This is a genomic window from Xenorhabdus indica, assembly GCF_014467235.1.
Lineage (GTDB): Bacteria > Pseudomonadota > Gammaproteobacteria > Enterobacterales > Enterobacteriaceae > Xenorhabdus > Xenorhabdus indica.
The window spans coordinates 128,320-153,428 of the sequence record NZ_NKHP01000011.1; the positions used below are offsets into that span (position 1 = coordinate 128,320).

Genomic DNA, 25,109 nt, shown 5'->3' on the forward strand with positions numbered 1-25,109 from the left:
TTGATCAAAAAAATTAAGATCTTTTTGAATACAGCCTCAGCAAGTAGCTGGAAAGGAATAGGAAATATGGAAGTCTCATAATTATGAAAAGGTATTTAGTTTTTTGACATTAGCCATTTTTAGACCACTCGCTTCACTCATTTTAACCACAATGATTTTAACAGCATCATATCCAAACATTTCCTCACAAACTTTCACTAAATTAAAAACTTCATTATCATCTATAGATATATAGATCATTCCTTCTGGATGAAGTAAGTTTTTAGCAACGAGCAACCGTGAAAATATCATATTCAGCCAGTTTGAGTGATACCTACCAGAGGTTTCTCTATTAGTTGAATTCAATTGTCCATTGATATTAATTTGCCGAGTTACTTCTAAATAGTTCCTTATATTATCATGATAATTATCTTTATAAACAAAATCGCTCCCGGTATTATATGGCGGATCGATATAGATCATCTTTATCTTTTTATGGTAAGACTTTTGTAATATTTTAAGGACTTCAAGGTTATCACCTTCAATAAAAAGGTTCTTTGTGGTATCCCAATTCACACTTTCTTCTTTACAAGGACGTAGGGTTCCTGTCGAAGGTGTTTGCGCAATCAAACGTGATTGCGCCTTACCGTGCCATGTAAAGTTATAGCGTTCGTCGCTATCGTCAATCGCCTCACCAAGAACCGTTTTCAAAGCATCAAAGTCAATTTTTCCTTCAGAAAATACCTCAGGAAAAAGTTGTTTAAGTTGAGCGATATTTTTTTGAGTGATATCCGCACTCTTGGACTCTGGGTAATTCAGGGTGATTTTTTCAATTGTCATCAGAGGAATTCCATTTATTGCCAACTGAGCAAAACTCATGCTCGTGGTTCATATTCTTCGTTAAACGGTTAAAGCATTGCCTTAATCACAGCAAGTTACCGTTTAAGTGTAGTAAAGAATTCCTAATACATTGAAAGTCTGAAAACCCTATTAACATAAAAACTAAAGCCTAAGCGTCCTACCATTCAGAGCTTTTAGGTGGGACAAATAGCATCTAGTGAGCTAGCCGTGGCTATTTGTTCTTTCATCCAATCGTGGGCTTTGGTATTGCTATAGCTTGGATTGAAATACACTTTTAAGCGATAAGGCGGAATGGTGAATGGCGTGGGAAATACGGCTAAGTCTGTAGCAGTAAACAGGGTTGTTATGGCTCTTTTCGGCATAGTAATGGCCAGATCAGTGTTAGCGACAATCAGGGGAGCAGGCATCAGACTTGGCAATTCCACCACAATCTTGCGTTTGACATTAAGCCCTTTCAAAAGACGATCAATGGTGCCATGGGGTTCATTCCAGGGATTGACTACCACATGGCCAACAGAGAGGTAATCTTCAATTGAAAGAGATTCTTGGATAAATGAATGTTTTTTCCTGACTGCCACTACATACTCATCCTGAAAACCTTCGATCGCCATAATACCCTTACGTTGTACTGCCACTCCTTCTTCAAACCCCACAGCAAAATCAACTTTACCGGTGAGCAAATCATCTGACGAATCAAAGCCTGATGAATAAACCACCTTGGTAACAATATTAGGGGCAAGCTTTTGTAATCGAGCTATAAACACAGGGAAGAAAGCCGCTGCCGTATAGTCTGTCACCGCGAAACGGAACACCTGATGATTGGTGGCAGGATCAAATGTCTCATTCGTGTTAAGACTTGCGGACAGGCTAGCTAACGCACCAGTGATTGAAGGGGCGATGAGTTCAGCTTTAGCGGTTGGCCGCATTTGGCCATCTAATCTAATGAATAGCGGGTCATCTAACGACATTCTTAGTCTGGACAGAGCATGACTAAGTGCAGAAGGGCTAATAGCAAGTTCATTCGCTGCTTCATTAACTTTTCTTTGGCGGTAAAGCACATCAAAAACCAGCAAAAGGTTGAGATCGATATTACGTAAGAAAGAATGCATAACTTTCATTTTTTATCTGAATAAAATGCAGTATTAGCATTATAATAAGCTGGTACAACAGCGCTGTCCATATTTAATCATTGACGGGAATGTTATGATGCAGCCTGTATTTCGCAAAGTTAAAATGACGGATCTTGACCGTTGTTTTGCAATTGAAACAGAAGCTTACGAAGGAGATGAGGCCGCAACACGTGAAAAAATCGCCACTCGTATTCAACAATATCCTGAAGGTTTTTTATGCCTGGAAGTGGACGACAAGGTTGTCGGCTTCATCAACTCCGGCTGCGCCTGGGAAGTCGTGATGTCAGATGAAGAGTTCAAAGAATTGGTTGGACATGATGCTGCTGCACCTAACGTTGTGATTATGTCGGTGGTGCTGGATCCTGCATATCAGGGCAAAGGCTACGCTACACTCATAATGCGGGAATTTATTGTCTTAATGAAACAGCAGGGCAAGAAGGCGATTCATCTAATGTGTAAAACTCATCACGTCGATTTGTATAAGAAATTTGGTTATGAATATATCAAACCTTCCGAATCTGACCATGGCGGCATGGCCTGGCATGAAATGATTATGACTTTATAACTGACTACGCAGCCTGACATCACTCCACCGGATATTTGTAGTAAACCCAATATCCGGCTCTGAAAGTGACTGTTTCGATCTGTCCATAAAAAAATCCGGTATGCTTTTTATACAGCACAACCGGATTTATTCAATTTACAACTCTAGTGTCTCGTTTAGATCTATTTTGTCATCCCACACCATATTAGTGGAGTATGATACTGTTACTCCACCGTCACCGACTTCGCCAGATTCCTCGGCTGATCCACATCTGTGCCTTTAATCAATGCAACGTGATAAGACAGCAATTGCAGCGGCACGGTATAGAAAATCGGAGCGATCAACTCTTCTACGTGTGGCAGAGAGATAATCTTCATGTTTTCACTGTCGGTGAAACCTGCATCCTGATCAGCGAAGACATACAGCAATCCACCACGGGCGCGGACTTCTTCAATGTTGGATTTCAGTTTTTCCAGCAGTTCGTTGTTTGGTGCGACGATGATCACCGGCATATCTGCATCAATCAGTGCCAGTGGCCCGTGTTTTAATTCACCCGCAGCGTAAGCTTCTGCGTGAATGTAGGAGATCTCTTTCAGTTTCAGGGCACCTTCAACGGCGATTGGGTACTGATCGCCACGGCCCAAGAACAGTGCGTGATGTTTTTCTGAGAAATCTTCAGCCAGTGATTCGATAACCTTGTCCTTCGACAACATGCTTTCAATGCGGCTTGGCAGAGCATGCAGTGCATGAACAATATTTTGTTCGAGAGAAGCATCAGCACCTTTCAGGCGTCCCATGTACGCCACAAGCATCAGCAATACAGTTAACTGAGTAGTAAAGGCTTTAGTGGATGCAACACCAATTTCTGCGCCCGCTTTGGTCATCAGGGCAAAGTCAGATTCGCGTACCAGAGATGAACCCGCTACGTTACAGATAGTCAATGAAGTCAGATAACCCAACTCTTTGGATAAACGCAGTGCCGCTAAGGTATCTGCTGTTTCACCAGATTGGGATAGTGTGATTAGCAGACTTCCTTTACGACGTGCTGGCTTGCGATAACGGAATTCAGAGGCAATTTCCACATCACACGGGATACCCGCCAGTGATTCAAACCAGTAGCGTGAAACCATACCGGCATTGAAAGAAGTTCCACAGGCAACGATCTGGATATGTTCAACCTGAGACAGTAATTCTTCTGCGTTAGCACCCAACTCTGACAGATTTACTTCACCATGGATCAAACGGCCTTCCAGCGTGTTTTTAATTGCCATTGGCTGCTCGTAAATCTCTTTCTGCATGTAGTGACGGTAGATACCTTTATCACCCGCATCATACTGAACATTGGATTCAATCTGCTCACGTTCAACCGCTTCACCTTGTGTATCAAAAATGCGAACGGTACGGCGAGTAACTTCTACGATGTCACCTTCTTCCAGATAGATAAAGCGGCGAGTCACAGGCAGTAATGCCAGTTGGTCAGATGCCAAGAAGTTTTCACCGATACCCAATCCAACGACTAATGGGCTACCAGAACGTGCCGCTATCAGCAAGTCTGGTTGATGGCTGTCCATAATGACGGTGCCATAAGCGCCACGCAACTGTGGTATAACACGCTGTACCACTTCCAGCAATGAGCCGCCTTGTTGCTGTTCCCAGTGAACAAGATGAGCAATGGTTTCAGTATCGGTATCAGAAGAGAAGCTGTAACCACGTGCTTTCAATTCTTCACGCAGTTCTTCATGGTTTTCAATAATACCGTTATGTACAACCGCAATATGTTCAGAAACATGAGGATGCGCGTTGCGCTCACTTGGTTCTCCGTGTGTCGCCCAACGAGTATGAGCAATACCTGTACCACCGATAACAGGCTGTTTATCCGCTTCATCAGCCAACATTTGTACTTTGCCCACTTCACGCAGACGAGTTAGCTGATTTTCGCTATCGACAACGGCCATACCCGCAGAATCATAGCCACGGTACTCCAGACGACGAAGACCTTCGATCAATATTTCTGCTATATCACGCTGTGCTACTGCACCAACGATTCCACACATGTGTTTCATTCCTAAAAACTAGGGCTAATCAACGCCCTTTTTATGTCGTACAACCTGATTGTCTTACGGCAAATCGCGTTCTGGCTTTGCCGGCCCCTGAGCTTGGTAGAGATGGGGATTTTTATTATGTATATATTTTATTTTTTCTTAACGGGACGTTTCCAGCCCTGAATATGAGTTTGCCTGACACGACTGATGACCAGCTCATTCTCAGCAACATCTTTTGTTACCGTGGTTCCTGCTCCGATAGTCGCACCTTTAGCAACGTTTACAGGTGCAACGAGTTGGGTATCAGAACCCACAAATACGTCATCGCCAATAATGGTCTTAAATTTATTAGCACCATCATAGTTACAGGTAATGGTTCCTGCACCGATATTGACATTATTGCCAATTTCAGAATCACCAAGATAAGCCAGGTGTCCCGCCTTAGAACCTAAGCCGAGGGAAGATTTTTTCATTTCCACGAAATTGCCAACATGTGCTTTTTCCGCCAGTTTAGAACCTGGACGTAAACGAGCAAAAGGCCCCACAGTACATTCAGAGCCGATTTCAGAATCTTCAATGACAGTATAAGGGCTAATGACTGCACCATCACTAATAACGCAATTTTTCAGAATACAACCAGAGCCTATCTGAACGTTATTCCCCAATACAACATGACCTTCAATAATCACATTGGTATCAATGATGATATCGCGTCCATGTTCTAGTGTTCCGCGCAAATCAAAACGCGCCGGATCCAGTAACATGACGCCTGCCAGCAATAATTTTTCCGCCTGCTCAGACTGGTAAATACGTTCCAATGCAGAAAGTTGAAGGCGATTATTAACCCCTTCCATTTCACTTAAACGGCTTGGATGAACTGCTTTTATCTGACGGCCTTCTTTATGTGCGAGTGCAATAACATCAGTGAGGTAATATTCACCCTGCGCATTATTGTTTTCCAATTTGGATAACCAGCGTTTCAAATCACCCCCATTTGCTACCAAAATACCGGTGTTGATTTCGTTAATTTTACGCTGTTCGTCAGTTGCATCTTTTTGTTCGACTATACCCGTTACTTCGCCTGTCACTTCGCCATTTTCACGAATGATACGGCCATATCCGGTTGGATTATCCAAAATAGCAGTCAATAAACCAATACCACCTTTTGGCTTAGCCTCGATAAGACGCTCTAACGTATCTTTAGCAATCAGAGGCACATCACCATAGAGGATCAGAATATCTTCATCATCCACAAAGTGTGGTGCAGCCTGCTGCATAGCATGACCAGTACCTAACTGTTCTGCTTGCAGTACCCAATTTAGTTTTTGGCCAGCAATTTTTTGGTTTGCAAGTGTTTGTTTCATCAAATCACCGCCATGCCCATACACCAAGTGAACTTGCTGGGCACCCAATGCCATTGCTGTATCAATAACATGCTGAACCATCGGCTTGCCTGCCAATAAGTGCAAAACTTTAGGGAGATCAGAATACATCCGAGTTCCCTTTCCAGCAGCCAGAATAACAACACTTTTTGCACTCATCGGCTTAGGAGTAACTGGATTCGGAACAATTGCTTGAGGTGTAATAGACATAAGAAACCTGACAATTCTAATCTTAAGTGTGAAAGTAAACCTGTTTACGAAATAAATTGCTACATATTTCGCAATGCAAAAAAGCCAGTTAGCTTTACTAACTGGCTTTTTATCTACTGCCTGTTCCCTTTATTTTTCAAGTTATAGCTTGTACGACTGAAACCTGAAATCGGGTCAATCCTACATCAGCTTTTTTGTCAGCTCGATTACACGAAGTTTTGCAATCGCTTTCGACAATTCAGCAGATGCCTGAGCATAATCAACATCGCCGTGGGAGTTACGGATATGTTCTTCCGCCTTGCGCTTGGCTTCAAGCACTTTGGCTTCATCCAAATCCTTACCACGGATCGCTGTATCGGCCAGTACGATCACGCCGTTTGGCTGAACTTCCAGAATACCACCTGACAGGTAGATAAACTCTTCTTCACCAAACTGCTTAACAATACGTATCATGCCCGGTTTTATGGCAGTAAGCAGTGGAGTGTGTTGAGGATAAATCCCCAACTCACCTTCACTGCCAGTCACCTGAATTTTCTGTACCAGCCCTTCAAACATTAGTTTTTCAGCGCTGACTACGTTCAGGGAGAACGTCATTGCAGCCATATCAACCTCCCGTCAACCGTATTAAAGCTTTTTCGCTTTTTCCACAGCTTCTTCGATGGTACCAACCATGTAGAACGCCTGCTCTGGCAGGTGGTCATAATCACCGTTCAGGATGCCTTTGAAGCCACGGATAGTGTCTTTCAGAGGAACGAACTTACCTGGTGAACCGGTAAATACTTCTGCAACGAAGAATGGCTGAGACAGGAAGCGCTGGATCTTACGAGCACGAGCAACAACCAGTTTGTCATCTTCTGACAGTTCATCCATACCCAGAATGGCGATAATATCTTTCAGTTCCTGATAACGTTGCAGGATTGACTGAACACCACGAGCAACATCATAGTGCTCTTGACCAACAACAAGTGGATCAAGCTGACGGCTGGTTGAATCCAGAGGATCAACCGCCGGGTAAATACCCAGAGAGGCGATCTGACGGCTCAATACAACAGTTGCGTCCAAGTGAGCAAAAGTTGTCGCTGGTGATGGGTCAGTCAAGTCATCCGCAGGAACGTAAACGGCCTGTACAGAAGTGATTGAACCCGTTTTGGTTGAGGTGATACGTTCTTGCAGAACCCCCATCTCTTCCGCCAATGTTGGCTGATAACCTACCGCAGATGGCATACGACCCAATAGTGCTGATACTTCTGTACCTGCCAGGGTATAACGATAAATGTTATCGACGAACAACAGAACGTCACGTCCTTCATCACGGAATTTTTCCGCCATAGTCAGACCAGTCAGGGCAACACGCAGACGGTTTCCTGGTGGCTCATTCATCTGACCGTATACCAGAGATACTTTGTCCAGTACGTTTGAATCCGTCATTTCATGATAGAAATCGTTACCTTCACGGGTACGTTCACCGACACCGGCAAATACAGAGTAACCGGAATGTTCGACCGCGATGTTACGGATCAATTCCATCATGTTAACGGTCTTACCTACACCCGCACCACCAAACAGACCAACCTTACCCCCTTTTGCAAATGGGCAGATCAAGTCCATAACCTTAATACCGGTTTCCAGCAGTTCCTGAGAGTTAGACAACTCTTCATAGGTTGGTGCAGTACGGTGAATTGACCAACGCTCTTTTTCGCCAATCTCACCTTTCATATCAATTGGATCACCCAGTACGTTCATGATACGACCCAATGTCGCTTCACCTACTGGTACTTCAATTGGATGCCCCAAATCAACTACGTCTAAATTACGGCGCAGACCATCAGAGGTACCCATTGCAATACAGCGAACGATACCGCCGCCTAACTGCTGCTGAACTTCCAGCACCAGTTTTTCTTCACCGTTTTTAACCTCAAGAGCATCGTACACTTTTGGTACGTTGTCCTGAGGGAATTCGACGTCCACCACGGCGCCGATTACCTGGATAATCTTTCCAGTAGCCATCTTGAATCCTCTACGTAATTCGTAAACCTAGCTATTAAACCGCAGAAGCACCCGAAACGATTTCGGTGAGTTCCTGAGTGATGCTGGCCTGACGAGCCTTGTTGTAAACCAACTGCAACTCTTTGATCAGGTTGCCGCCATTATCGGTTGCGGCTTTCATCGCTACCATCCGTGCGGCCTGTTCACTAGCCAGGTTTTCAACGACGCCCTGATAAACTTGCGATTCTATATAGCGGCGCAGCAGGGTATCCAACAGCGCCTTAGGATCAGGTTCATACAGATAATCCCAGGACTTCTTCTTCAGTGTTTCATCGTCTCCGGCTGGCAGAGGCAATAACTGAGTGATTGTCGGAACCTGGGACATTGTATTGTTGAACTTGTTTGTCACTATATACAATTTATCCAGACGCCCTTCGTCATATGCTTGCATCATGACGCTGACTGGCCCGATCAACTCGGACAATGATGGGTTATCTCCCATCCCTGTTACCTGGGCAACAATGTTGCCACCAACAGAAGAAAAGAAAGAAACCGCTTTTGATCCAATAAGTGCCAAATCAACCTGGACTTTTTTATCAGACCAGTCTTTCATTTCTATCAGCAATTTTTTGAACAAGTTAATGTTCAAACCGCCACATAAACCACGGTCAGTCGAAACAACCACGTACCCAACGCGTTTCACTTCACGCTCTTCAAGGTATGGGTGTTTGTATTCCAGATTCCCTAACGCAAGGTGTCCAATCACACTGCGAATGGTCTCTGCATAAGGACGGCTGGCCGCCATGCGATCCTGCGTTTTACGCATTTTGGACGCGGCGACCATTTCCATCGCTTTAGTGATTTTCTGCGTGTTTTGCACACTGGCGATTTTGGTACGTATCTCTTTTGCGCCGGCCATTTCTGCTTCTCCGAATTCAACCAGACGGCCCGTGTTCAATTAAACAGGGCCGAATAGTGTTACCAGGACTGAGTCGCCTTGAAGGAATCCAACAGAGCTTTCAGCTTCGCTTCAATCTCTCCGTTGTAATCGCCAGACTGGTCAATCTCTTTCAGAAGATCAGCATGTTCATGGCTGGCATATGCCAACAGCGCAGATTCGAAACTGACCACTTTCGCGATTTCGACATCTTCCAGATAGCCACGCTCAGCAGCAAACAGAGACAGAGCTTGTTGCGCAATTGACATTGGCTGATACTGTTTCTGTTTCAGCAGTTCAGTCACTTTCTGGCCGTGATCCAACTGCTTACGAGTCGCATCATCCAAATCAGATGCAAACTGGGAGAATGCCGCCAGTTCACGATACTGAGCCAGAGCTGTACGGATACCACCAGACAGTTTCTTGATAATCTTGGTCTGAGCAGCCCCACCTACACGGGATACAGAAATCCCTGGGTTAACTGCCGGACGAATACCTGCGTTGAACAGAGCAGATTCAAGGAAGATCTGACCATCAGTGATTGAGATAACGTTTGTTGGTACGAATGCAGAAACGTCACCAGCCTGGGTTTCGATGATTGGCAGCGCAGTCAGAGAACCTGTTTGGCCTTTCACTTCACCATGAGTGAATTTTTCTACATAGTCAGCGCTAACACGCGCTGCACGCTCCAGCAGACGGGAGTGCAGGTAGAAAACGTCACCTGGGAATGCTTCACGTCCAGGTGGACGACGCAGCAACAGAGAAATCTGACGGTAAGCAACAGCCTGTTTAGACAGGTCATCGTAAACAATCAGGGCATCTTCCCCACGATCGCGGAAGTATTCACCCATCGCACAGCCGGAATATGGTGCCAGATATTGCAATGCCGCAGACTCTGAAGCAGATGCAACAACGACAATTGTGTTTTCCAGTGCGCCGTGCTCTTCCAGTTTACGAACTACGTTAGCAATGGTTGATGCTTTCTGACCAATCGCAACATAGATACATTTGATACCGGAATCACGTTGGTTGATGATCGCATCAATAGCCAGAGCAGTTTTACCGGTCTGACGGTCACCGATAACCAGCTCACGCTGACCACGGCCGATTGGGATCATGGCATCAACAGATTTGTAACCTGTCTGGACAGGCTGATCAACGGATTGACGATCGATAACACCCGGAGCAATGACTTCAACAGGTGAGAAACCATCATGCTCAACAGCGCCTTTACCATCAATTGGCTCACCCAGTGTATTAACAACACGACCAAGCAGACCACGACCAACAGGTACTTCCAAAATACGACCAGTACACTTGACTTTCATGCCTTCGGCCAAGTCAGCATACGGGCCCATCACAACAGCACCAACGGAGTCACGCTCCAGGTTCAGTGCAATTGCATAACGGTTGCCAGGCAGAGAGATCATTTCACCCTGCATGACATCGGCTAAACCGTGGATACGAATGATACCGTCGTTAACGGAAACAATCGTACCTTCATTGTGAGCTTCGCTCACGACATTGAACTGAGCAATACGCTGTTTGATCAGTTCGCTGATTTCGGTGGAATTCAGTTGCATATGCTCCAGTCCCCTTAAGACTGCAAGACGTCTGTTAAACGATCCAGACGGCCACGAATACTGCCATCGATCACCATGTCACCCGCACGGATAATCACGCCGGCAATAACAGACTTGTCAATTTTGCAATTCAGCTTCACTTTGCGTGACAGACGTTTTTCCATCGCCGCAGAAATTTTAGCCTGCTGCTGCTCATTTAGTTCGGATGCAGATATCACTTCAACATCAATAGTTGATTCCAGTGATGCACGCAATTGGATAAATTGCTGGAAGACTTCTGGTAACACCAGCAAGCGACCATTTTCTGCCATTACACGAATAAAGTTATGAGCATGCTCATCTACCTGCTCACCACAAATGGTGATAAAGGTATTGGCTAACGTTTCCGGTGCTAATGAACCGGAAAGCAGCTCACCAACCTGCTCATTGCGAGTTACCTCAGCAACGAACGCCAGCATGTTCTGCCAATGTTCGAGAGATTGGTGTTCCACAGCAAAGTCAAAAGCTGCTTTGGCGTAGGGGCGAGCTACAGTAGCAAATTCAGACATGCCCCTCCCTCCTTACAGTTCAGCGACCAGTTTATCAACGATGTCGCTGTTAGCAGCTTCATCCACGGAACGTTCGATGATTTTCTCGGCACCAGCGATAGCCAACATCGCAACCTGTTTACGTAGCTCTTCACGAGCGCGCTTGCGTTCAGCTTCAACTTCAGCATAAGCCTGCGCTACAATTTTGTTACGTTCCAGCTCAGCTTCTGCTCTGGCATCATCAATCATCTGGGCTTTTTGTTTGTTAGCCTGCTCGATGATAGCTTGCGCGTCTGCTTTCGCTTTTTTCAGTTGGTCGGTCGCATTGGCTTGCGCTAAGTCCAGGTTCTTTTTAGCACGCTCTGCTGAAGCCAAACCGTCAGCAATCTCTTTCTGACGCTTTTCAATGGCCGCCATGATTGGTGGCCATACATACTTCATACAGAACAAAACAAACAGGACAAACGCGATGGCCTGGCCGAGGATTGTTGCGTTAATATTCACGGCACAATACCTCTATTTCAATTAATGAATCGGCGTAATTTTCTGTTCTACTAGTTACTTGGCACCAACAGCGAACATCATATACAAGCCCAGGCCCACAGCGATCATCGGGATGGCGTCAACCAGACCCATAACGATAAAGAACTGAGTACGCAGCAGAGGGATCAGATCAGGCTGACGAGCAGCGCCTTCCAAGAATTTGCCCCCAAGGATGCCGATACCGATCGCAGCACCGATAGCAGCCAAACCCATTAGAATAGCGGCAGCTATGTACAGCAGATCCATGTTTATATCCATGACAGTCTCCAGTTTGTTTCAGTTAAAACATTATTAATGATTGATAGAAATTAATGCTCTTCAGATGCCATCGACAGATAAACGATCGTCAGAACCATGAAAATAAAGGCTTGTAACGTAATAATCAGTATGTGGAAAATCGCCCACGGCAGGCTGAGCATCCACTGTGACCAAAACGGTAAGAGAGCCGCAATAAGAATAAAGATCAGTTCGCCAGCATACATATTACCAAACAGTCGCAGACCGAGTGATATAGGTTTAGACAGCAAGCTGACCCCTTCCAGAATTAAGTTAATCGGAATAAACAGTGGATGATTGAAAGGCTGCAATGTCAGCTCCTTCGCAAAACCACCGATTCCTTTCATCTTAATGCTATAAAACAGGATGAGGACAAAGACGCCAAGCGCCATCGACAAGGTGACACTAACATCTGCTGTTGGAACAATACGCAGAGCAGGCAAGCCGAAGACACGTTCACCGATCAAAGGAATGAAATCGATTGGCAGCAAGTCCAACGCGTTCATCAACAACACCCAGACGAACACAGTCAAAGCCAAAGGGGCAATCACTTTGCTCTTCCCGTGATACATATCACGTACAGTGTTATCAACGAAACCGATAATCATTTCTATTGCAGTCTGGAATTTACCCGGTACGCCATCAGTAACGCGAACCGCGACTCTCCTGAATACAAACAGAAACAACATCCCTAATACGACGGAGAAAAAAAGCGAGTCAATGTTCAACGTCCAGAACGTCGCTTCATAGCCACTAGCGTGGGGATTGACCAACTCAAAAGTACGTAAGTCTAACTGAAGGTGTCTCAGGTGGTGACTTATGTACTCTGAAGTTGAAACTTCTCCTGATGCAGACATGATGCTTTTTACCCTTTTATTGTTAAAAACACTAACCGTTCATTACGGCAGGTGCGATGATCTGCACAATCAGCACCGCTAAATAGGCCACACCAAGTGGTGCAAATGCCGCCTTGAACACCCCTAAGGCAACTATCAGCATAGCTATCGAAATGATAACTTTAACCCCTTCCCCAATAGCGAAGAACCATGCAATACGTACAGAAACATTTCGTTCTTTTGCCTTTTGGAAGTGGGTAAGCAGCATAAAAATGACGTTTGGTAGCCAATATGCCAACCCACCAGCAAAAGCAGAAACACCCCATTCGATACTTCTGGTATAAAAAGCCGCACTGAGAATAACAAAAGTCATTAACTGCAAAAGTAACAGTTTCAGTGCAATTCTACCGCTATAAAGGGATACAGACATGACTTTTGTTTTCTCCCTGAAGTACACCATTGCATATCAGGCTTTGCTGAATGTTGTATAAAACTGTCTTTGTTTAAGAGTGTCAAGTGACAAAAACGTGCAAATTATACGGGCAGCCAAAATGAATTCAATCCATAAGTAGCGAAAAAGTGAATAATTATTTAAATTTCTAACTTTGATGGTAGATTGCTCACAAATACCATTTAATATTTTGTAACGATTAATCTATCGCCTCAAAAATTAAACGTGATACATATCACACTAAATTAAAACATTAATATCACTAACCATTAAATATGTGATGAAAATCATTTATTTTTTCATATAAAATCAAATAATTAATATTATAGCTATCAATTTTTATCTGATATATCACTAAGAAATCTTAAAGGTTTATTTTTCACACTTTCTCTAAAATTTATTTATAAAGAAAATGGATGCCTCTTCTTAGAAAGAACAATTTGCTCAATATAAAATGAAGGTTATTTTTCTGTGATCTATCCGTAAATAAAAATGAAACGATAGAGGTATATAATTAGTAACACCCGTAACAATATAACTATGGTTGGCGTTACTAATTATTTAAGCTTTTATTGATAAACAGCAAAGTCAGTTTTGTTTAAGTACAACCAAATGACGCTGCCCTTCCAGTTCTGGTATTTGCAGAGGGACCACAGTATCAAGACTGATCCCTAAAGGTAACTGAGCCAGCTCATCTTCCGGCAACACACCTTTCAGAGCATAAAAACGCCCATCATTGGTTTCAGGGAGATGATGACACCATGACAACATATCTTGTAAAGATGCAAATGCTCTGCTGATCACGCCGTTGAAAAGCACTTCAGGAATAAACTCTTCTACCCTGCTCTGTACTGGTTCAATGTTATTGAGGCCCAATTCATGTTGAACCTGACGCAAAAAACGAACTCGTTTTCCCAAACTATCCAATAAGGTGAAATGAGAATCAGGTCGCACAATCGCCAAAGGAATGCCTGGCAAACCAGGCCCTGTACCGACATCAATAAATCGTGCTCCCTGTAAGAATGGATTGACTATAATGCTATCCATGATATGCCGGACTAACATCTGCTCAGGATCCCGGACAGATGTCAGATTGTAAGCCTTATTCCATTTATTGAGCATATCTACATAAGCAATAAGCTGTTGTTTCTGCTCCAACGATAAGACAATGTCGGTCTTCGCCAACAGAGATTCCAATTTGTTAAGCAAAGCTTTGTCCTCTTAGGCGCTACGGCGCAATAAACCCTGTTTTTTCAGCCATACCAGTAAGATGGAGATCGCTGCTGGTGTGATACCAGAAATACGTGAAGCTTGACCAATTGAACTTGGCTTATGGTCATTTAGTTTTGCAACAACTTCATTAGAAAGCCCACTAACGTGTTTATAATCCAGATCGACAGGTAATGCCGTGTTCTCATTGCGCAATTGTTTTTCGATCTCTTCTTGCTGACGGGCAATATAACCTTCGTATTTTACTTGGATCTCAACCTGATCTGCCGCCTGAGGTTCTGTCAGCCCTGGTGCAAAACGTGACATTGATGTCAATAATTCGTAGTTCATTTCCGGGCGGCGCAGTAAATCTTCACCATTAGCTTCTTTCGACAGTGGTGTTTTCAGCATTTGATTGATTTCATCCAAGTTGTCAGATTTTGGATGAACCCAGATATCGCGTAAACGCTGGCGCTCTTGTTCAATCATTTCAACTTTGCGGGAATAATGTTCCCAACGTAGATCATCAACTAACCCCAGTTCACGACCTTTTTCAGTCAGACGAAGATCTGCATTGTCTTCACGTAACATCAAGCGATATTCTGCACGTGATGTGAACATCCGGTAGGGTTCTTTTGTTCCCAATGTGCATAGATCATCAACCAGAACACCAATATAGGCTTGATCACGACGAGGGAACCACCCTTCTTCACCTGTGGCATAACGGGCAGCGTTTAGGCCTGCCAGCAATCCTTGTGCTGCTGCTTCTTCATAACCTGTCGTTCCGTTGATCTGCCCGGCAAAGAAAAGACCGTTAATAAATTTACTTTCCAGTGTTTGTTTTAAATCACGTGGATCAAAGAAATCATATTCGATCGCATAACCTGGACGAACAATACGTGCATTTTCCATTCCTTTCATGGAGTGAACGATCTGCATTTGTACGTCAAATGGCAAACTGGTTGAAATCCCATTTGGATAGATTTCGTTGCTGGTGAGTCCTTCTGGTTCAAGGAAGATCTGATGCGTGTTGCGATCTGCGAAACGCATGACTTTATCTTCGATAGAAGGACAATAGCGTGGGCCGATCCCTTCGATGATCCCCGCATACATCGGGCTGCGATCCAAGTTATCCCGGATCACTGCATGGGTTTTTTCATTGGTATGGGTGATATAACACGGGATCTGTTGCGGATGTTGATCCATGGTGCCCATGAATGAGAATACAGGTGTTGGGTTATCACCGAATTGTTGTTCAAGCTGGTTAAAATCAATGGTTCGAGCATCAATACGAGGCGGAGTGCCTGTTTTCAGGCGAGAAACACGCAGAGGTAATTCACGTAAACGATGTGATAAAGCGATTGCAGGAGGATCACCAGCACGTCCACCACTGTAATTTTCTAAACCAATATGAATTTTTCCGTCAAGGAAAGTACCTACTGTTAAAACAACAGACTTTGCCTTAAATTTTAAACCCATACGTGTAACAACACCAGTAACAGCGTCATTTTCAACGATAAGATCCTCAACAGATTGCTGGAAGATCATTAAGTTAGATTGATTTTCCAATGCAGTTCTTACAGCCTGTCGATACAGTACACGATCCGCTTGTGCACGTGTAGCTCGAACAGCTGGGCCTTTGCTGGCATTAAGTGTTCTGAACTGAATACCAGCCAGATCGGTTGCTTTTGCCATCAAACCGCCAAGTGCATCGATCTCTTTTACCAGATGCCCTTTACCGATCCCACCAATGGCTGGATTACATGACATCTGGCCCAAAGTATCAATGTTGTGAGTCAGTAATAAGGTTTGACGCCCCATACGTGCGGCTGCCATTGCTGCTTCAGTACCAGCGTGACCACCGCCGATAATGATGACGTCAAAATGCTCTGGATAAAACATGTGCGAACCTTTAATTGTAAGAATGCTTCGTATGAATTTGCATTGGGAAAGAGAATTCTACTCAAGTTTGGACGTTAGACCAAGTAGGAGTTGATCATCATTACTTAAAATAAGATCTTTTTATTTAAAGATCTCTTTATTGGATCTTTTATTAGGATCACGATCATCTGTGGATAAGTGAATTTTCTATCGAAAGATCATAACACTGAAAAGGATCATTTGTTGTGAATGATCCGTGATCCAACGTAGGATAAACTGGGATCTAAAAGCCGTGTTATTCACAGTTGATAGATTCTGCCTCAGTTATTAAATGGATAACTACGAGTTAACCCCTGCTTTTTATCAAAGTTATCCACAGTTAATCGCTATATTTTTAATCTGATCAGAGTAACTTTGCCCACTCTTTGACCCATTCTTCGGCTGGATCTTCGGGTATTTCGTGTTGTTGGATGTCTATTTCCAGTCGATCGCCGATCCTTTTTGCTTTGTGATCTTCCAATAATTGTTCCAATGATCTTATAGCGCCACAGAATGTGTCATATTCAGAACTACCAATACCCACTGCACCAAATGTCACACGGCTGAGATCTGGTTGCTGTTGTATGATCGCATCTGCGAAAGGTTGTAGGTTTTCCGGTAAATCGCCAGCTCCATGTGTTGATGTGACCACAAGCCACAACCCTTCCAGAGGAAGATCATCTAATGAAGGGCCGTGTAGTACTTTTGTTGAAAAACTATGATTTTCCAAGATCTCAGCCATGTGTTCAGCAACGTATTCAGCGCTACCCATAGTACTACCGCTGATTAAAGTTATCGTGCTCATCTTGATCCTTGCTAACGTTAAAGAACAACTATTGTACGTTGTGAATCTTCTGGGATCTACTTGTGGATAATGTGGTTATTTACTTTTAATTTCAGGGTCTGATTGTCCTCATGATCGGGTTTTGCAGGGAGATCAACGTCTCTGTTGACTGAATTTCTTCAATCGTCTGGATCTTGTTGATAAGTACATCCTGGAGGGATTCGATAGAACGACACATTACCTTGATAAATATACTGTAATGTCCAGTGGTGTAATAAACTTCAACCACTTCATCCAGTTTATCGAGTTTCTGTAATGCTGCCGGATAATCTTTAGCACTTTTCAGGATAATGCCGATAAAACAGCACACATCGAACCCTAGTTGCTTAGCACTGATATCAACTCGAGTACCTGAAATAATCCCTGCCTGTTTCATTTTTTCCACACGGACATGGATTGTTCCTGGGCTGACTGCGAATTTTTTGGCTAATTCTGCATAAGGTGTACGCGCGTTATCCATCAAAGCGTGAAGGATGTCACGGTCTAAATTGTCGATCTGATAAATTTCCGCCATTTTTAATCCCTATTTTTGAATAATATTCATTTTTATAGTGTAAAAATTATCGTTTATAAATCTTTTTGGATATTTTTATTATCAGATATTGAATTTGTTCTCCATTTTGTTGCTTAATCTATATCAACAGGACACAGGGTCACTAAAAAATTTTGAGAGTCGCATCATGAAAACATCCTTTATTGAAAAACAGCAACAGATTAGTTTTGTGAAATCTTACTTTTCACGCCTGCTAGAGAAGCAACTTGGTTTAATCGAAGTGCAGGGGCCAATTTTGAGCCGTCTTGGTGATGGAACTCAAGACAACTTGTCAGGCCACGAGAAAGCCGTACAGGTGAAAGTTAAGACATTGCCTGATGCCACTTTTGAAGTGGTTCATTCTTTGGCTAAATGGAAACGCAAGACATTAGGTCGCTTTGGTTTTCAAGCAGAACAAGGGTTGTATACTCACATGAAAGCTTTGCGTCCTGATGAGGATCGCCTGACTCCTATCCATTCGGTCTTTGTTGATCAGTGGGATTGGGAAAAAGTGGTTGGTGAAGGTCACCGTTCACTCGACTATCTAAAACAGACAGTAGGTAAAATCTACGAAGCGATAAAAGAAACACAACAAGCAGTCAGTAAGGAATTTGGTCTGGCACCGTTCCTGCCAGATCAAATTCACTTCATTCACAGTGAAGAGCTTCTGAAACGTTATCCTGGTCTGGATGCCAAAGGTCGTGAGCGTGAAGCAGCCAAAGAATTTGGTGCTATTTTCCTGATGGGGATCGGCGGTAAGTTGTCTGATGGCCAGGCACATGATGTTCGTGCACCGGATTATGACGATTGGACGACACCAAACAGCGATGGTTTTTTAGGGCTGAACGGTGACATTATCGTCTGGAACCCTGTTTTGCAGGATGCGTTTGAAATTTCTTCAATGGGTATCCGTGTTGATGTTGAAGCACTGGAACGTCAGCTTTTACTGACTGGTGATGAAGAGCGTTTGCAATACGATTGGCATCAATCTTTGCTAAAAGGTGATATGCCACAGACCATCGGTGGTGGTATTGGTCAATCTCGCTTAGTGATGTTACTGTTGCAAATGGCACATATTGGTCAGGTTCAGTGTGGTGTTTGGTCACCGGAGATCATTGAATCTGTTGAAGGTGTGCTGTAAGGCTGTGTTATAAATTTTAGTCGGATGGTTTTTGGCTCAATGCCGCCATTTCCGCAGTAAACGGCTTGTAATTCCGGTATCAAAGCGCCAAATATGATCAAATATCTGCATGATACCGGGCTTCCCGTAATTGGACAGGGATACCGCATGGAAGCGGTGTTTTTGGTGCTGTTGCAGACTTTGTATCTGATGGATTAGCTCTTCCGGCAAACGCTGGGCAATGAAATCCGAAATAACAACAGTGTCAGCATTTCTCCAGATAGACTCTTTCATTTTCTCCGTTACTGTTTTAAGACAGAAAGCCAGATCGGTTCCTCCTCTAAAAGTTTGTCCCAGAAAATGTACAGCCTGAGTCAGCCCATCTTGTGACGTTAAGTTATAATGAATGATCTCTGTGGAGAACAATATGATATGACATTGACGATTATCAGCCAGAGCAATACGCATCAAGGCCAGACAAAATGCTTTGGCACAACGCTCATTGAACCCTCCCATCGATCCAGAAGTATCTACACAGACAATAAATGGTCCCTGGGGTTGTTCTTCATTGTCATGGTGAATAACGGGTTTTAATACGGTTTTTGTCTGCCAGTTATCCCCTTGTAGACAATAAGTTAGTAATTTTTTTTCTATCAGCCGACGATAAAAGTCGTACTCCAGCTCCTTAATCCCCAACATGGCCAGCTCTGTGGGTAAAAGTCTCAGGATATCGTCACTCTGTTGGAGTCCATTTACCTGTTCCGGTACAGTATCTGGCATACGTTCAATTTTTGGGAAAGCTTCCAGGTCAGCACTATTTTTTGGAATTGATTTAGCAGGTTGGTTACGGCCTAATAATTGAGCCAGCTTTTCCAATTCAGATTGTTGCTTGAGGAATTCAGCATATTGAGTGATTAATGATATTTTATATGCTGCCAGATGAAGTTGTCCTTTGCTCATATCCCATAATCGTCCCGCTGCACGATCATTTTCGTCAAATACGGGAGCGAGGTTATTCATGATTATTAATCGTTTTTGGATCTCAGCCAGTAACTGATCTTTTTCTTGTTCCAGCAGTATCCTGTGAAATTTTGTGACTTGTAGGATCAAACTGCTGCGCCAGCGTTGAATAAACAACGTATGTCCTGCATGGCTGTGTTGAGATAATGTTTCGCACAACGTGAAAGCATCATTAGCAAAAGGAGACTGGATTTGCTGGAGTTTGTCGACAAGTTGAGGAAGTTGCCGGTAAAAAACAGCAGGTTCTGTAGTTATTATTTGTTGATATAACTGAAATTCTTCGGCCAAAAGAACAGGAACAATGGCATCTTTGAGCTTTTGCCGTAATGTTTGCTGCCAGTTTGGAATGTCTTTCTGCAATGATTTTTTAAATTTTGGGAATTTTTTACAGAAAGCGACCAATTGAGGGGAGCTTAATAGCGTTGAAATAGTTTCCTCTATCAATTCACTTTCATTAATGGCTAGCAAAAGATCAAGTGTTGTTAAAGCTAGCATGTTACTACCCCACTTTTGATCGTAGCTGTTTTAACCTTTCGGTTAATTGGAGAAAACTTTGCTCAATATTGGCAATCCAGTGTTCTTCTATAAATAAACAGGGTTGATGTTGGTTAAATAATTGGTGTTGTTGTTGAATTTCGTCATGTATAGAAAGCCATTTTGCATTCCATTGCACCTTTACCTTTTCTTCCAGAATGAGCTGTTGTTCAAATCGGCATAAAACTGCACTGTTTCGGCTGGTATCTAGAATTTCAATCTGATTTTTTTCGTTAATTTCAAAAGGAATTTTTTGTGGAAAACCTATTCCGTTTAATCGGATAAGCAATACTCTATTGTTATTTTTAAGTGAATTTTCCAATGCATTTTTATCTATTTCGATAAAGTTAACTGCAAGATCATGTAGATTTAATGAAGGGTACAGAAATAGTGTCAGCTTTTTTTCATGGATATTTTCCGGGAGAGTATAGTGTGTATGACGACCCAAAAATGATGATTTCGTGATTAGTTGCAAGGGGAAATGATGATTTTCATCTTGTCTGGAGTTTATCCACTGTTGGTATAGCTCATCCATTTTTTGCATCAAGGCACGTTGTTGATAAGCTTGTTCTGTCAGTAAGTTATGCAGGAGTTGTGGCAAATATTTTAAACTATTTAGATCGTGCCATAGGCAATTTTTTAATAACACTAGATCCAGTGGAGATATACGGTTTCTCCCACTGAAAAATGCACTGGCTTGTAATAAACGAATGGACTTTTTCCATCGACGATCTGAAACGCGGGGGACATGCTCTGTAGCATGAATTTGCTGGCGCAATTGATAGATCAACTCGAAAATAGGATCCGGTAAAGAGATGTGGCTTATTTTCTCCTGCCATTGATCAAACTCTTCATCTGTAATTTGAAAATGATCCGGTACAGGGTTAGAGTTTTCATCACGGTGATCGGTGAGTAGGGCACGAAAATTTTTCTTTTCTTGAATATTGTCCAGCCAGAGGCGGATCAATAGGCGATCATAGAGGGCTTCCAGACTCTTATCGGCATCAGGCAGTTCATTAGACGCTGTGATTAACAGCCTCATTGGTAACTGTTCTTCCTGATTACCATTCCTGAATTTTTTTTCATTAATTGTTGTCAACAACGTATTCAAAATGGCCGGTCCCGCTTTCCAGATTTCATCCAGAAAAACAATTTCTGCTTCTGGTAAATAACCTTCAGTAAGGCGTTGGTAACGCCCTTCATCTTTGAGTGCTTGAATTGAAAGGGGACCGAAAATTTCTTCTGGAGTGGAAAAGCGTGTCATTAAATATTCAAAAGCATGAGCACGCTGAAAAGCAAATTTTAGCCGACGTGCTATCAGACTTTTGGCTATCCCCGGCGGGCCAAGAAGAAAAACACTTTCTCCACATAAGGCTGCCAGCAGACAAAGACGAATAGCTTGTCGTCTTTCATATAGCCCACTTTCCAGATACTGGCTTAACTGGGATATTTTCTCAACCAATTGCATATTGTGAACGCCGCAGTTTGAATAATTACCTCCATTTATTTATAGGTAAAATGTATTCTATGCAAAGACTTTAATGAGAGTTTATTGAGCTTTTGTTGTCCTGAGTCTATTCAGAGAATACCTGATTTAATCTCTGTATTGATAATGATTGTTTAAGAAGTTCAAGTTGGGACTGCCATTTTGGCGGCTCAGATTAAAGACAATATACTAAAATTATTTAGCAGGAATAAATGCAATGAGTATGGCAAAACTGGTAGTGATGGGTAGTATCAATGTCGATCACATCTTGAATCTCAAATCATTTCCTCGGCCGGGAGAAACCGTGCAAGGGGAGCGGTATCAGGTAGCATTCGGAGGAAAAGGAGCAAATCAGGCGGTTGCTGCTGGCCGTTGCGGGGCTAACATTACATTTATTGCTTGTATTGGGCAGGATGATATTGGGGAACAGGTCCTCCAACAACTGGTGAAAGATAATATCAATACTTCTGCTATTGAAGTTATTGCTGGTGAAGCAACTGGCGTAGCGCTGATTTTTGTCAATCAGCAGGGAGAAAATATCATTGGCATTAATGCCGGAGCGAATGGTGCGCTTACACCAGAATATCTCCGTCGTTATGAGCAAGTGATTAAAGACGCGAATGCATTGTTACTACAGCTTGAAACGCCATTGGACACAGTGCAACTTGCTGCGGAAATAGCGAAAAAACACAACACCAAAGTGATCTTGAATCCTGCTCCGGCCCAAAAAATCTCAGATCGGCTACTTTCTCTAGTGGATATTATTACTCCCAATGAAACAGAAGCAGAGTATCTGACAGGCGTCTCGGTAACAGATGATGCCGGAGCCGAAAAAGCAGCTCAGTCGTTGCATAATAAAGGCATCGAAACGGTTATCATCACGCTGGGAAGCCGTGGAGTATGGTATAGTGAGAAAGGTAAACAAGGAAAAGTTGTATCCGGGTTTGAAGTAAAAGCCATTGATACGATTGCAGCAGGAGACACATTTAATGGTGTTTTAGTGACGGGAATATTGGAAGGGAAAGAAATATTATCGGCGATTCGTTTTGCTCATGCCGCGGCGGCAATAGCGGTGACACGTCATGGTGCGCAGCCTTCTGTTCCGTGGCGAAGTGAAATTGATGCATTTCTGGTTGAACAGGGTTAATTTGTGGCTACTATGGTAGTTTAATTCTTAATATCGAAAGTAACCTAACTGAATGCTCCGCTGTGTATAGAGACTTTGTTGCAAAAACGCATTGATGGCCTGTTGATTCTGTAAGTCAACGTTAACAACATTATTTTTTAGTTCGCTTTTTCTTAACCAAGTTGCTGCCATCCTCTTTATTTAAGAACAGAAAGATAAAAGCAGAAACCAGAGTAATCGAACCTATAGTGATAAACGTATAGTGAAAGTGATCTATTGTAGAACCATAACTCACTGACTCATAAAATCGCAGAATTGCTGCACTGACTGTGACACCTAAGCTGATGGATAACTGTTGAGACACCGCCAGCAAGCTATTTCCGGCACTGGCATTATCCTCATTTAAGTCACCAAGAGTAATTGTGTTCATTGCTGTAAATTGAGTAGACATAACCATTCCCAATATAAATAGAGGAATGATCAAAAACACGAGTGACAATGCTGGTGATTGTAGTGAAAACTGGGTAATCATTAATCCAATAATAACAGTGACCCAAAATAGAGTATTTCTGTATCCGAATCTGGCCAGTATCTGGGTGACAAAAGATTTTGCCAAGATAGAACCAATAGCATTTGGTGCCATCATAATACCTGCAATAATTGCTGAGTAACCAAAACCTACCTGTAACATCAGTGGAATAAGAAAAGAAAGTGATCCTGTACTCAAACGGGTAGCAATATTACTGCCGATACCAACTGAAAATGTTCTGGTTTCAAATAACTTGAGATCAATAAGTGGATTGGGATGCCTTTGGGCATAGATACAATACCCAGACAGCATAATGACACCTACAGCTAACACTGCTGTCGGAACATAATTAGACAACGTATCATTACCAAATAAATCCAGACTGACCGAAAGCATCACTAAGCCTGAGCTGAACATTATGAAGCCCAGAAAATCAAAGGGGCTCTTTGGCATGGTAAAGTTGGGCATATGTTTCCTGGCATAAATAATACCCAGTAAACCGATGGGAATATTGATAATGAATATCCAATGCCATGTTGCGTAAGTTACTAACACTCCTCCAAGAAGAGGGCCCAAAATTGGGCCAAGCAATCCAGGCATTGTGACAAAATTCAGAACAGGTAACAGTTCGCTACGTGGATAAGCCCGTAATAAAGCTAAGCGAGCAACTGGCATCATCATAGCGCCGCCGATCCCTTGAACAACGCGTGAAATCACTAAAAGGGAGAGAGAGCTGGATAATGCGCAAGCGAGAGAACCTAAAGAAAAGAGGGATACGGCATAAATGAAAACCAGTCGGGTGCCAAACCTATCAGCTAACCAGCCACTGACAGGAATCAACATCGCTACAGTTAAAGTGTAACTGACAATAGCAGGTTGCATTGCTAGTGGAGAATGGTTAAGGCTTTTAGCAATTGCCGGCAGAGCTGTATTAAGGATTGTTGCATCCAGAGATTGCATAAAAAAAGCCATCGCTGCAATCCAAGGTAATCCCGACATATTGCGTGCGGATTTGACCATCAGATTTCCTGTCATGTTGTAATAATGATGATTTAGTAACTAAGTAACATTTTAATACATAAAAATATACCCAACAGATTTCGAGTTGCACCGCATGGATTTTAAAATTGTTGTCAATAGCACCACTTATTGAGTGAAAAAAGAACTTTTCTGCCGCTTTTGTTGAAAAAAAATGCGAACAGAAAAAAAATGCAAAAAAACTATTGTCAGCGCCGGAAAACTCCCTATAATGCGCATCCGTTGTCACGACAAACACACAAACCAGTCGGGATGACAAGCGTGAGAAGCCGCGAAAATAAAGGCTTGACACGCTGAGAGGAAAGCGTAAGATACGCAGCCTCGCAACCCGGAACGAACGTTCGGTTGCATTGCTCTTTAACAAATTAATCAGACAATCTGTGTGGGCACTCGCAGGACATTATCGACAAGGCCGAAAGGCCAGAAAGATTAAAGTCTTGAAGAGTGACTGAAACAGTTAATTC

At 43.0% G+C, this 25,109-nt stretch carries 23 protein-coding genes; 3 read left to right on the forward strand and 20 right to left on the reverse strand.

Annotated features, from left to right (window positions below):
• Positions 1–81: 81 nt before the first annotated feature.
• Together Xind_RS10675 and Xind_RS10680 are read right to left on the reverse strand one after the other, a co-directional pair.
• Positions 82–819: a DNA methyltransferase gene (locus Xind_RS10675; protein ID WP_187650047.1), complete on the reverse strand. Its 738-nt coding sequence runs from the start codon at positions 817–819 to the stop codon at positions 82–84.
• Between the two features lie 194 nt (positions 820–1,013).
• A complete protein-coding gene (locus Xind_RS10680) occupies positions 1,014–1,958 on the reverse strand; it encodes a LysR family transcriptional regulator (RefSeq protein ID WP_047679036.1) in 945 nt (314 codons plus the stop codon).
• Positions 1,959–2,043: 85 nt separating this feature from the next.
• On the opposite strand from Xind_RS10680, the gene Xind_RS10685 reads away from it, so the two are divergent.
• Positions 2,044–2,535, forward strand: coding sequence for a GNAT family N-acetyltransferase (locus Xind_RS10685; protein ID WP_187650048.1), 492 nt, complete (start codon positions 2,044–2,046; stop codon positions 2,533–2,535).
• Between the two features lie 203 nt (positions 2,536–2,738).
• Here Xind_RS10685 and glmS read toward each other — a convergent pair whose 3' ends face one another.
• The 15 genes from glmS to asnC form a co-directional block, all read right to left on the reverse strand.
• A complete protein-coding gene (gene glmS / locus Xind_RS10690) occupies positions 2,739–4,568 on the reverse strand; it encodes a glutamine--fructose-6-phosphate transaminase (isomerizing) (protein ID WP_187650049.1) in 1,830 nt (609 codons plus the stop codon).
• Between the two features lie 137 nt (positions 4,569–4,705).
• Positions 4,706–6,097, reverse strand: coding sequence for a bifunctional UDP-N-acetylglucosamine diphosphorylase/glucosamine-1-phosphate N-acetyltransferase GlmU (gene glmU / locus Xind_RS10695; protein ID WP_047679063.1), 1,392 nt, complete (start codon positions 6,095–6,097; stop codon positions 4,706–4,708).
• Positions 6,098–6,328: 231 nt separating this feature from the next.
• Positions 6,329–6,751 carry a F0F1 ATP synthase subunit epsilon gene (locus Xind_RS10700; protein WP_047679041.1) on the reverse strand — a complete coding sequence of 141 codons (423 nt, stop codon included), beginning with the start codon at positions 6,749–6,751 and terminating at the stop codon, positions 6,329–6,331.
• Between the two features lie 21 nt (positions 6,752–6,772).
• Entirely contained in the window at positions 6,773–8,155 is a 1,383-nt protein-coding gene (gene atpD / locus Xind_RS10705) for a F0F1 ATP synthase subunit beta (RefSeq protein WP_047679042.1), read from the reverse strand.
• Positions 8,156–8,189: 34 nt separating this feature from the next.
• Positions 8,190–9,053, reverse strand: coding sequence for a F0F1 ATP synthase subunit gamma (gene atpG, locus Xind_RS10710; protein WP_038267015.1), 864 nt, complete (start codon positions 9,051–9,053; stop codon positions 8,190–8,192).
• A 59-nt stretch (positions 9,054–9,112) separates the two neighbouring features.
• The gene (gene atpA / locus Xind_RS10715; RefSeq protein WP_047679043.1) at positions 9,113–10,654 is read right to left on the reverse strand and encodes a F0F1 ATP synthase subunit alpha; all 1,542 of its coding nucleotides are present in this window, start codon (positions 10,652–10,654) and stop codon (positions 9,113–9,115) included.
• A gap of 14 nt (positions 10,655–10,668) precedes the next feature.
• Positions 10,669–11,202, reverse strand: a complete 534-nt coding sequence (gene atpH / locus Xind_RS10720; RefSeq protein ID WP_047679044.1) for a F0F1 ATP synthase subunit delta — start codon at positions 11,200–11,202, stop codon at positions 10,669–10,671.
• A gap of 12 nt (positions 11,203–11,214) precedes the next feature.
• Positions 11,215–11,685 carry a F0F1 ATP synthase subunit B gene (atpF, locus tag Xind_RS10725; protein ID WP_047679045.1) on the reverse strand — a complete coding sequence of 157 codons (471 nt, stop codon included), beginning with the start codon at positions 11,683–11,685 and terminating at the stop codon, positions 11,215–11,217.
• 54 nt (positions 11,686–11,739) lie between these two features.
• A complete protein-coding gene (atpE, locus tag Xind_RS10730) occupies positions 11,740–11,982 on the reverse strand; it encodes a F0F1 ATP synthase subunit C (RefSeq protein WP_047679046.1) in 243 nt (80 codons plus the stop codon).
• A gap of 50 nt (positions 11,983–12,032) precedes the next feature.
• A complete protein-coding gene (atpB, locus tag Xind_RS10735) occupies positions 12,033–12,857 on the reverse strand; it encodes a F0F1 ATP synthase subunit A (protein WP_047679047.1) in 825 nt (274 codons plus the stop codon).
• Between the two features lie 31 nt (positions 12,858–12,888).
• Complete coding sequence (gene atpI, locus Xind_RS10740; protein ID WP_047679048.1) at positions 12,889–13,266, reverse strand: F0F1 ATP synthase subunit I; 378 nt, start codon at positions 13,264–13,266, stop codon at positions 12,889–12,891.
• A gap of 609 nt (positions 13,267–13,875) precedes the next feature.
• A complete protein-coding gene (gene rsmG, locus Xind_RS10745) occupies positions 13,876–14,496 on the reverse strand; it encodes a 16S rRNA (guanine(527)-N(7))-methyltransferase RsmG (RefSeq protein WP_187650050.1) in 621 nt (206 codons plus the stop codon).
• 12 nt (positions 14,497–14,508) lie between these two features.
• Entirely contained in the window at positions 14,509–16,398 is a 1,890-nt protein-coding gene (gene mnmG, locus Xind_RS10750; RefSeq protein ID WP_187650051.1) for a tRNA uridine-5-carboxymethylaminomethyl(34) synthesis enzyme MnmG, read from the reverse strand.
• Between the two features lie 382 nt (positions 16,399–16,780).
• The gene (mioC, locus tag Xind_RS10755; RefSeq protein WP_047679051.1) at positions 16,781–17,221 is read right to left on the reverse strand and encodes an FMN-binding protein MioC; all 441 of its coding nucleotides are present in this window, start codon (positions 17,219–17,221) and stop codon (positions 16,781–16,783) included.
• Positions 17,222–17,312: 91 nt separating this feature from the next.
• Positions 17,313–17,774 carry a transcriptional regulator AsnC gene (gene asnC, locus Xind_RS10760; RefSeq protein WP_047679052.1) on the reverse strand — a complete coding sequence of 154 codons (462 nt, stop codon included), beginning with the start codon at positions 17,772–17,774 and terminating at the stop codon, positions 17,313–17,315.
• A 166-nt stretch (positions 17,775–17,940) separates the two neighbouring features.
• On the opposite strand from asnC, the gene asnA reads away from it, so the two are divergent.
• Complete coding sequence (gene asnA, locus Xind_RS10765) at positions 17,941–18,933, forward strand: aspartate--ammonia ligase (protein ID WP_047679053.1); 993 nt, start codon at positions 17,941–17,943, stop codon at positions 18,931–18,933.
• 36 nt (positions 18,934–18,969) lie between these two features.
• On the opposite strand, the gene viaA is transcribed toward asnA, so the two are convergent.
• Both viaA and ravA read right to left on the reverse strand, forming a co-directional pair.
• Positions 18,970–20,427: an ATPase RavA stimulator ViaA gene (gene viaA / locus Xind_RS10770; RefSeq protein ID WP_187650052.1), complete on the reverse strand. Its 1,458-nt coding sequence runs from the start codon at positions 20,425–20,427 to the stop codon at positions 18,970–18,972.
• Between the two features lie 4 nt (positions 20,428–20,431).
• Complete coding sequence (ravA, locus tag Xind_RS10775; RefSeq protein ID WP_187650053.1) at positions 20,432–21,934, reverse strand: ATPase RavA; 1,503 nt, start codon at positions 21,932–21,934, stop codon at positions 20,432–20,434.
• A 235-nt stretch (positions 21,935–22,169) separates the two neighbouring features.
• Here ravA and rbsK point away from each other — a divergent pair, with 235 nt between their 5' ends.
• A complete protein-coding gene (gene rbsK, locus Xind_RS10780) occupies positions 22,170–23,099 on the forward strand; it encodes a ribokinase (protein ID WP_047679056.1) in 930 nt (309 codons plus the stop codon).
• A gap of 130 nt (positions 23,100–23,229) precedes the next feature.
• On the opposite strand, the gene mdtD is transcribed toward rbsK, so the two are convergent.
• Positions 23,230–24,627 (reverse strand): multidrug transporter subunit MdtD, encoded by a 1,398-nt coding sequence (gene mdtD / locus Xind_RS10785; protein WP_047679057.1) that lies wholly within the window; start codon positions 24,625–24,627, stop codon positions 23,230–23,232.
• Between the last annotated feature and the right edge of the window lie 482 nt (positions 24,628–25,109).

Excerpts from the sequence above, each read along its gene's own strand:
- Xind_RS10685 (WP_187650048.1), top strand. The coding sequence starts at position 2,044 with ATGATGCAGCCTGTATTTCGCAAAGTTAAAATGACGGATCTTGACCGT.
- glmS (WP_187650049.1), bottom strand. The coding sequence starts at position 4,568 with ATGTGTGGAATCGTTGGTGCAGTAGCACAGCGTGATATAGCAGAAATA.
- Xind_RS10700 (WP_047679041.1), bottom strand. The coding sequence starts at position 6,751 with ATGGCTGCAATGACGTTCTCCCTGAACGTAGTCAGCGCTGAAAAACTA.
- rbsK (WP_047679056.1), top strand. The coding sequence starts at position 22,170 with ATGAGTATGGCAAAACTGGTAGTGATGGGTAGTATCAATGTCGATCAC.
- Xind_RS10675 (WP_187650047.1), bottom strand. The coding sequence starts at position 819 with ATGACAATTGAAAAAATCACCCTGAATTACCCAGAGTCCAAGAGTGCG.
- atpE (WP_047679046.1), bottom strand. The coding sequence starts at position 11,982 with ATGGATATAAACATGGATCTGCTGTACATAGCTGCCGCTATTCTAATG.
- atpA (WP_047679043.1), bottom strand. The coding sequence starts at position 10,654 with ATGCAACTGAATTCCACCGAAATCAGCGAACTGATCAAACAGCGTATT.
- atpI (WP_047679048.1), bottom strand. The coding sequence starts at position 13,266 with ATGTCTGTATCCCTTTATAGCGGTAGAATTGCACTGAAACTGTTACTT.
- asnA (WP_047679053.1), top strand. The coding sequence starts at position 17,941 with ATGAAAACATCCTTTATTGAAAAACAGCAACAGATTAGTTTTGTGAAA.
- mdtD (WP_047679057.1), bottom strand. The coding sequence starts at position 24,627 with ATGGTCAAATCCGCACGCAATATGTCGGGATTACCTTGGATTGCAGCG.
- viaA (WP_187650052.1), bottom strand. The coding sequence starts at position 20,427 with ATGCTAGCTTTAACAACACTTGATCTTTTGCTAGCCATTAATGAAAGT.
- atpH (WP_047679044.1), bottom strand. The coding sequence starts at position 11,202 with ATGTCTGAATTTGCTACTGTAGCTCGCCCCTACGCCAAAGCAGCTTTT.
- asnC (WP_047679052.1), bottom strand. The coding sequence starts at position 17,774 with ATGGCGGAAATTTATCAGATCGACAATTTAGACCGTGACATCCTTCAC.
- atpB (WP_047679047.1), bottom strand. The coding sequence starts at position 12,857 with ATGTCTGCATCAGGAGAAGTTTCAACTTCAGAGTACATAAGTCACCAC.
- ravA (WP_187650053.1), bottom strand. The coding sequence starts at position 21,934 with ATGCAATTGGTTGAGAAAATATCCCAGTTAAGCCAGTATCTGGAAAGT.
- atpG (WP_038267015.1), bottom strand. The coding sequence starts at position 9,053 with ATGGCCGGCGCAAAAGAGATACGTACCAAAATCGCCAGTGTGCAAAAC.
- mnmG (WP_187650051.1), bottom strand. The coding sequence starts at position 16,398 with ATGTTTTATCCAGAGCATTTTGACGTCATCATTATCGGCGGTGGTCAC.
- mioC (WP_047679051.1), bottom strand. The coding sequence starts at position 17,221 with ATGAGCACGATAACTTTAATCAGCGGTAGTACTATGGGTAGCGCTGAA.
- atpD (WP_047679042.1), bottom strand. The coding sequence starts at position 8,155 with ATGGCTACTGGAAAGATTATCCAGGTAATCGGCGCCGTGGTGGACGTC.
- Xind_RS10680 (WP_047679036.1), bottom strand. The coding sequence starts at position 1,958 with ATGAAAGTTATGCATTCTTTCTTACGTAATATCGATCTCAACCTTTTG.
- glmU (WP_047679063.1), bottom strand. The coding sequence starts at position 6,097 with ATGAGTGCAAAAAGTGTTGTTATTCTGGCTGCTGGAAAGGGAACTCGG.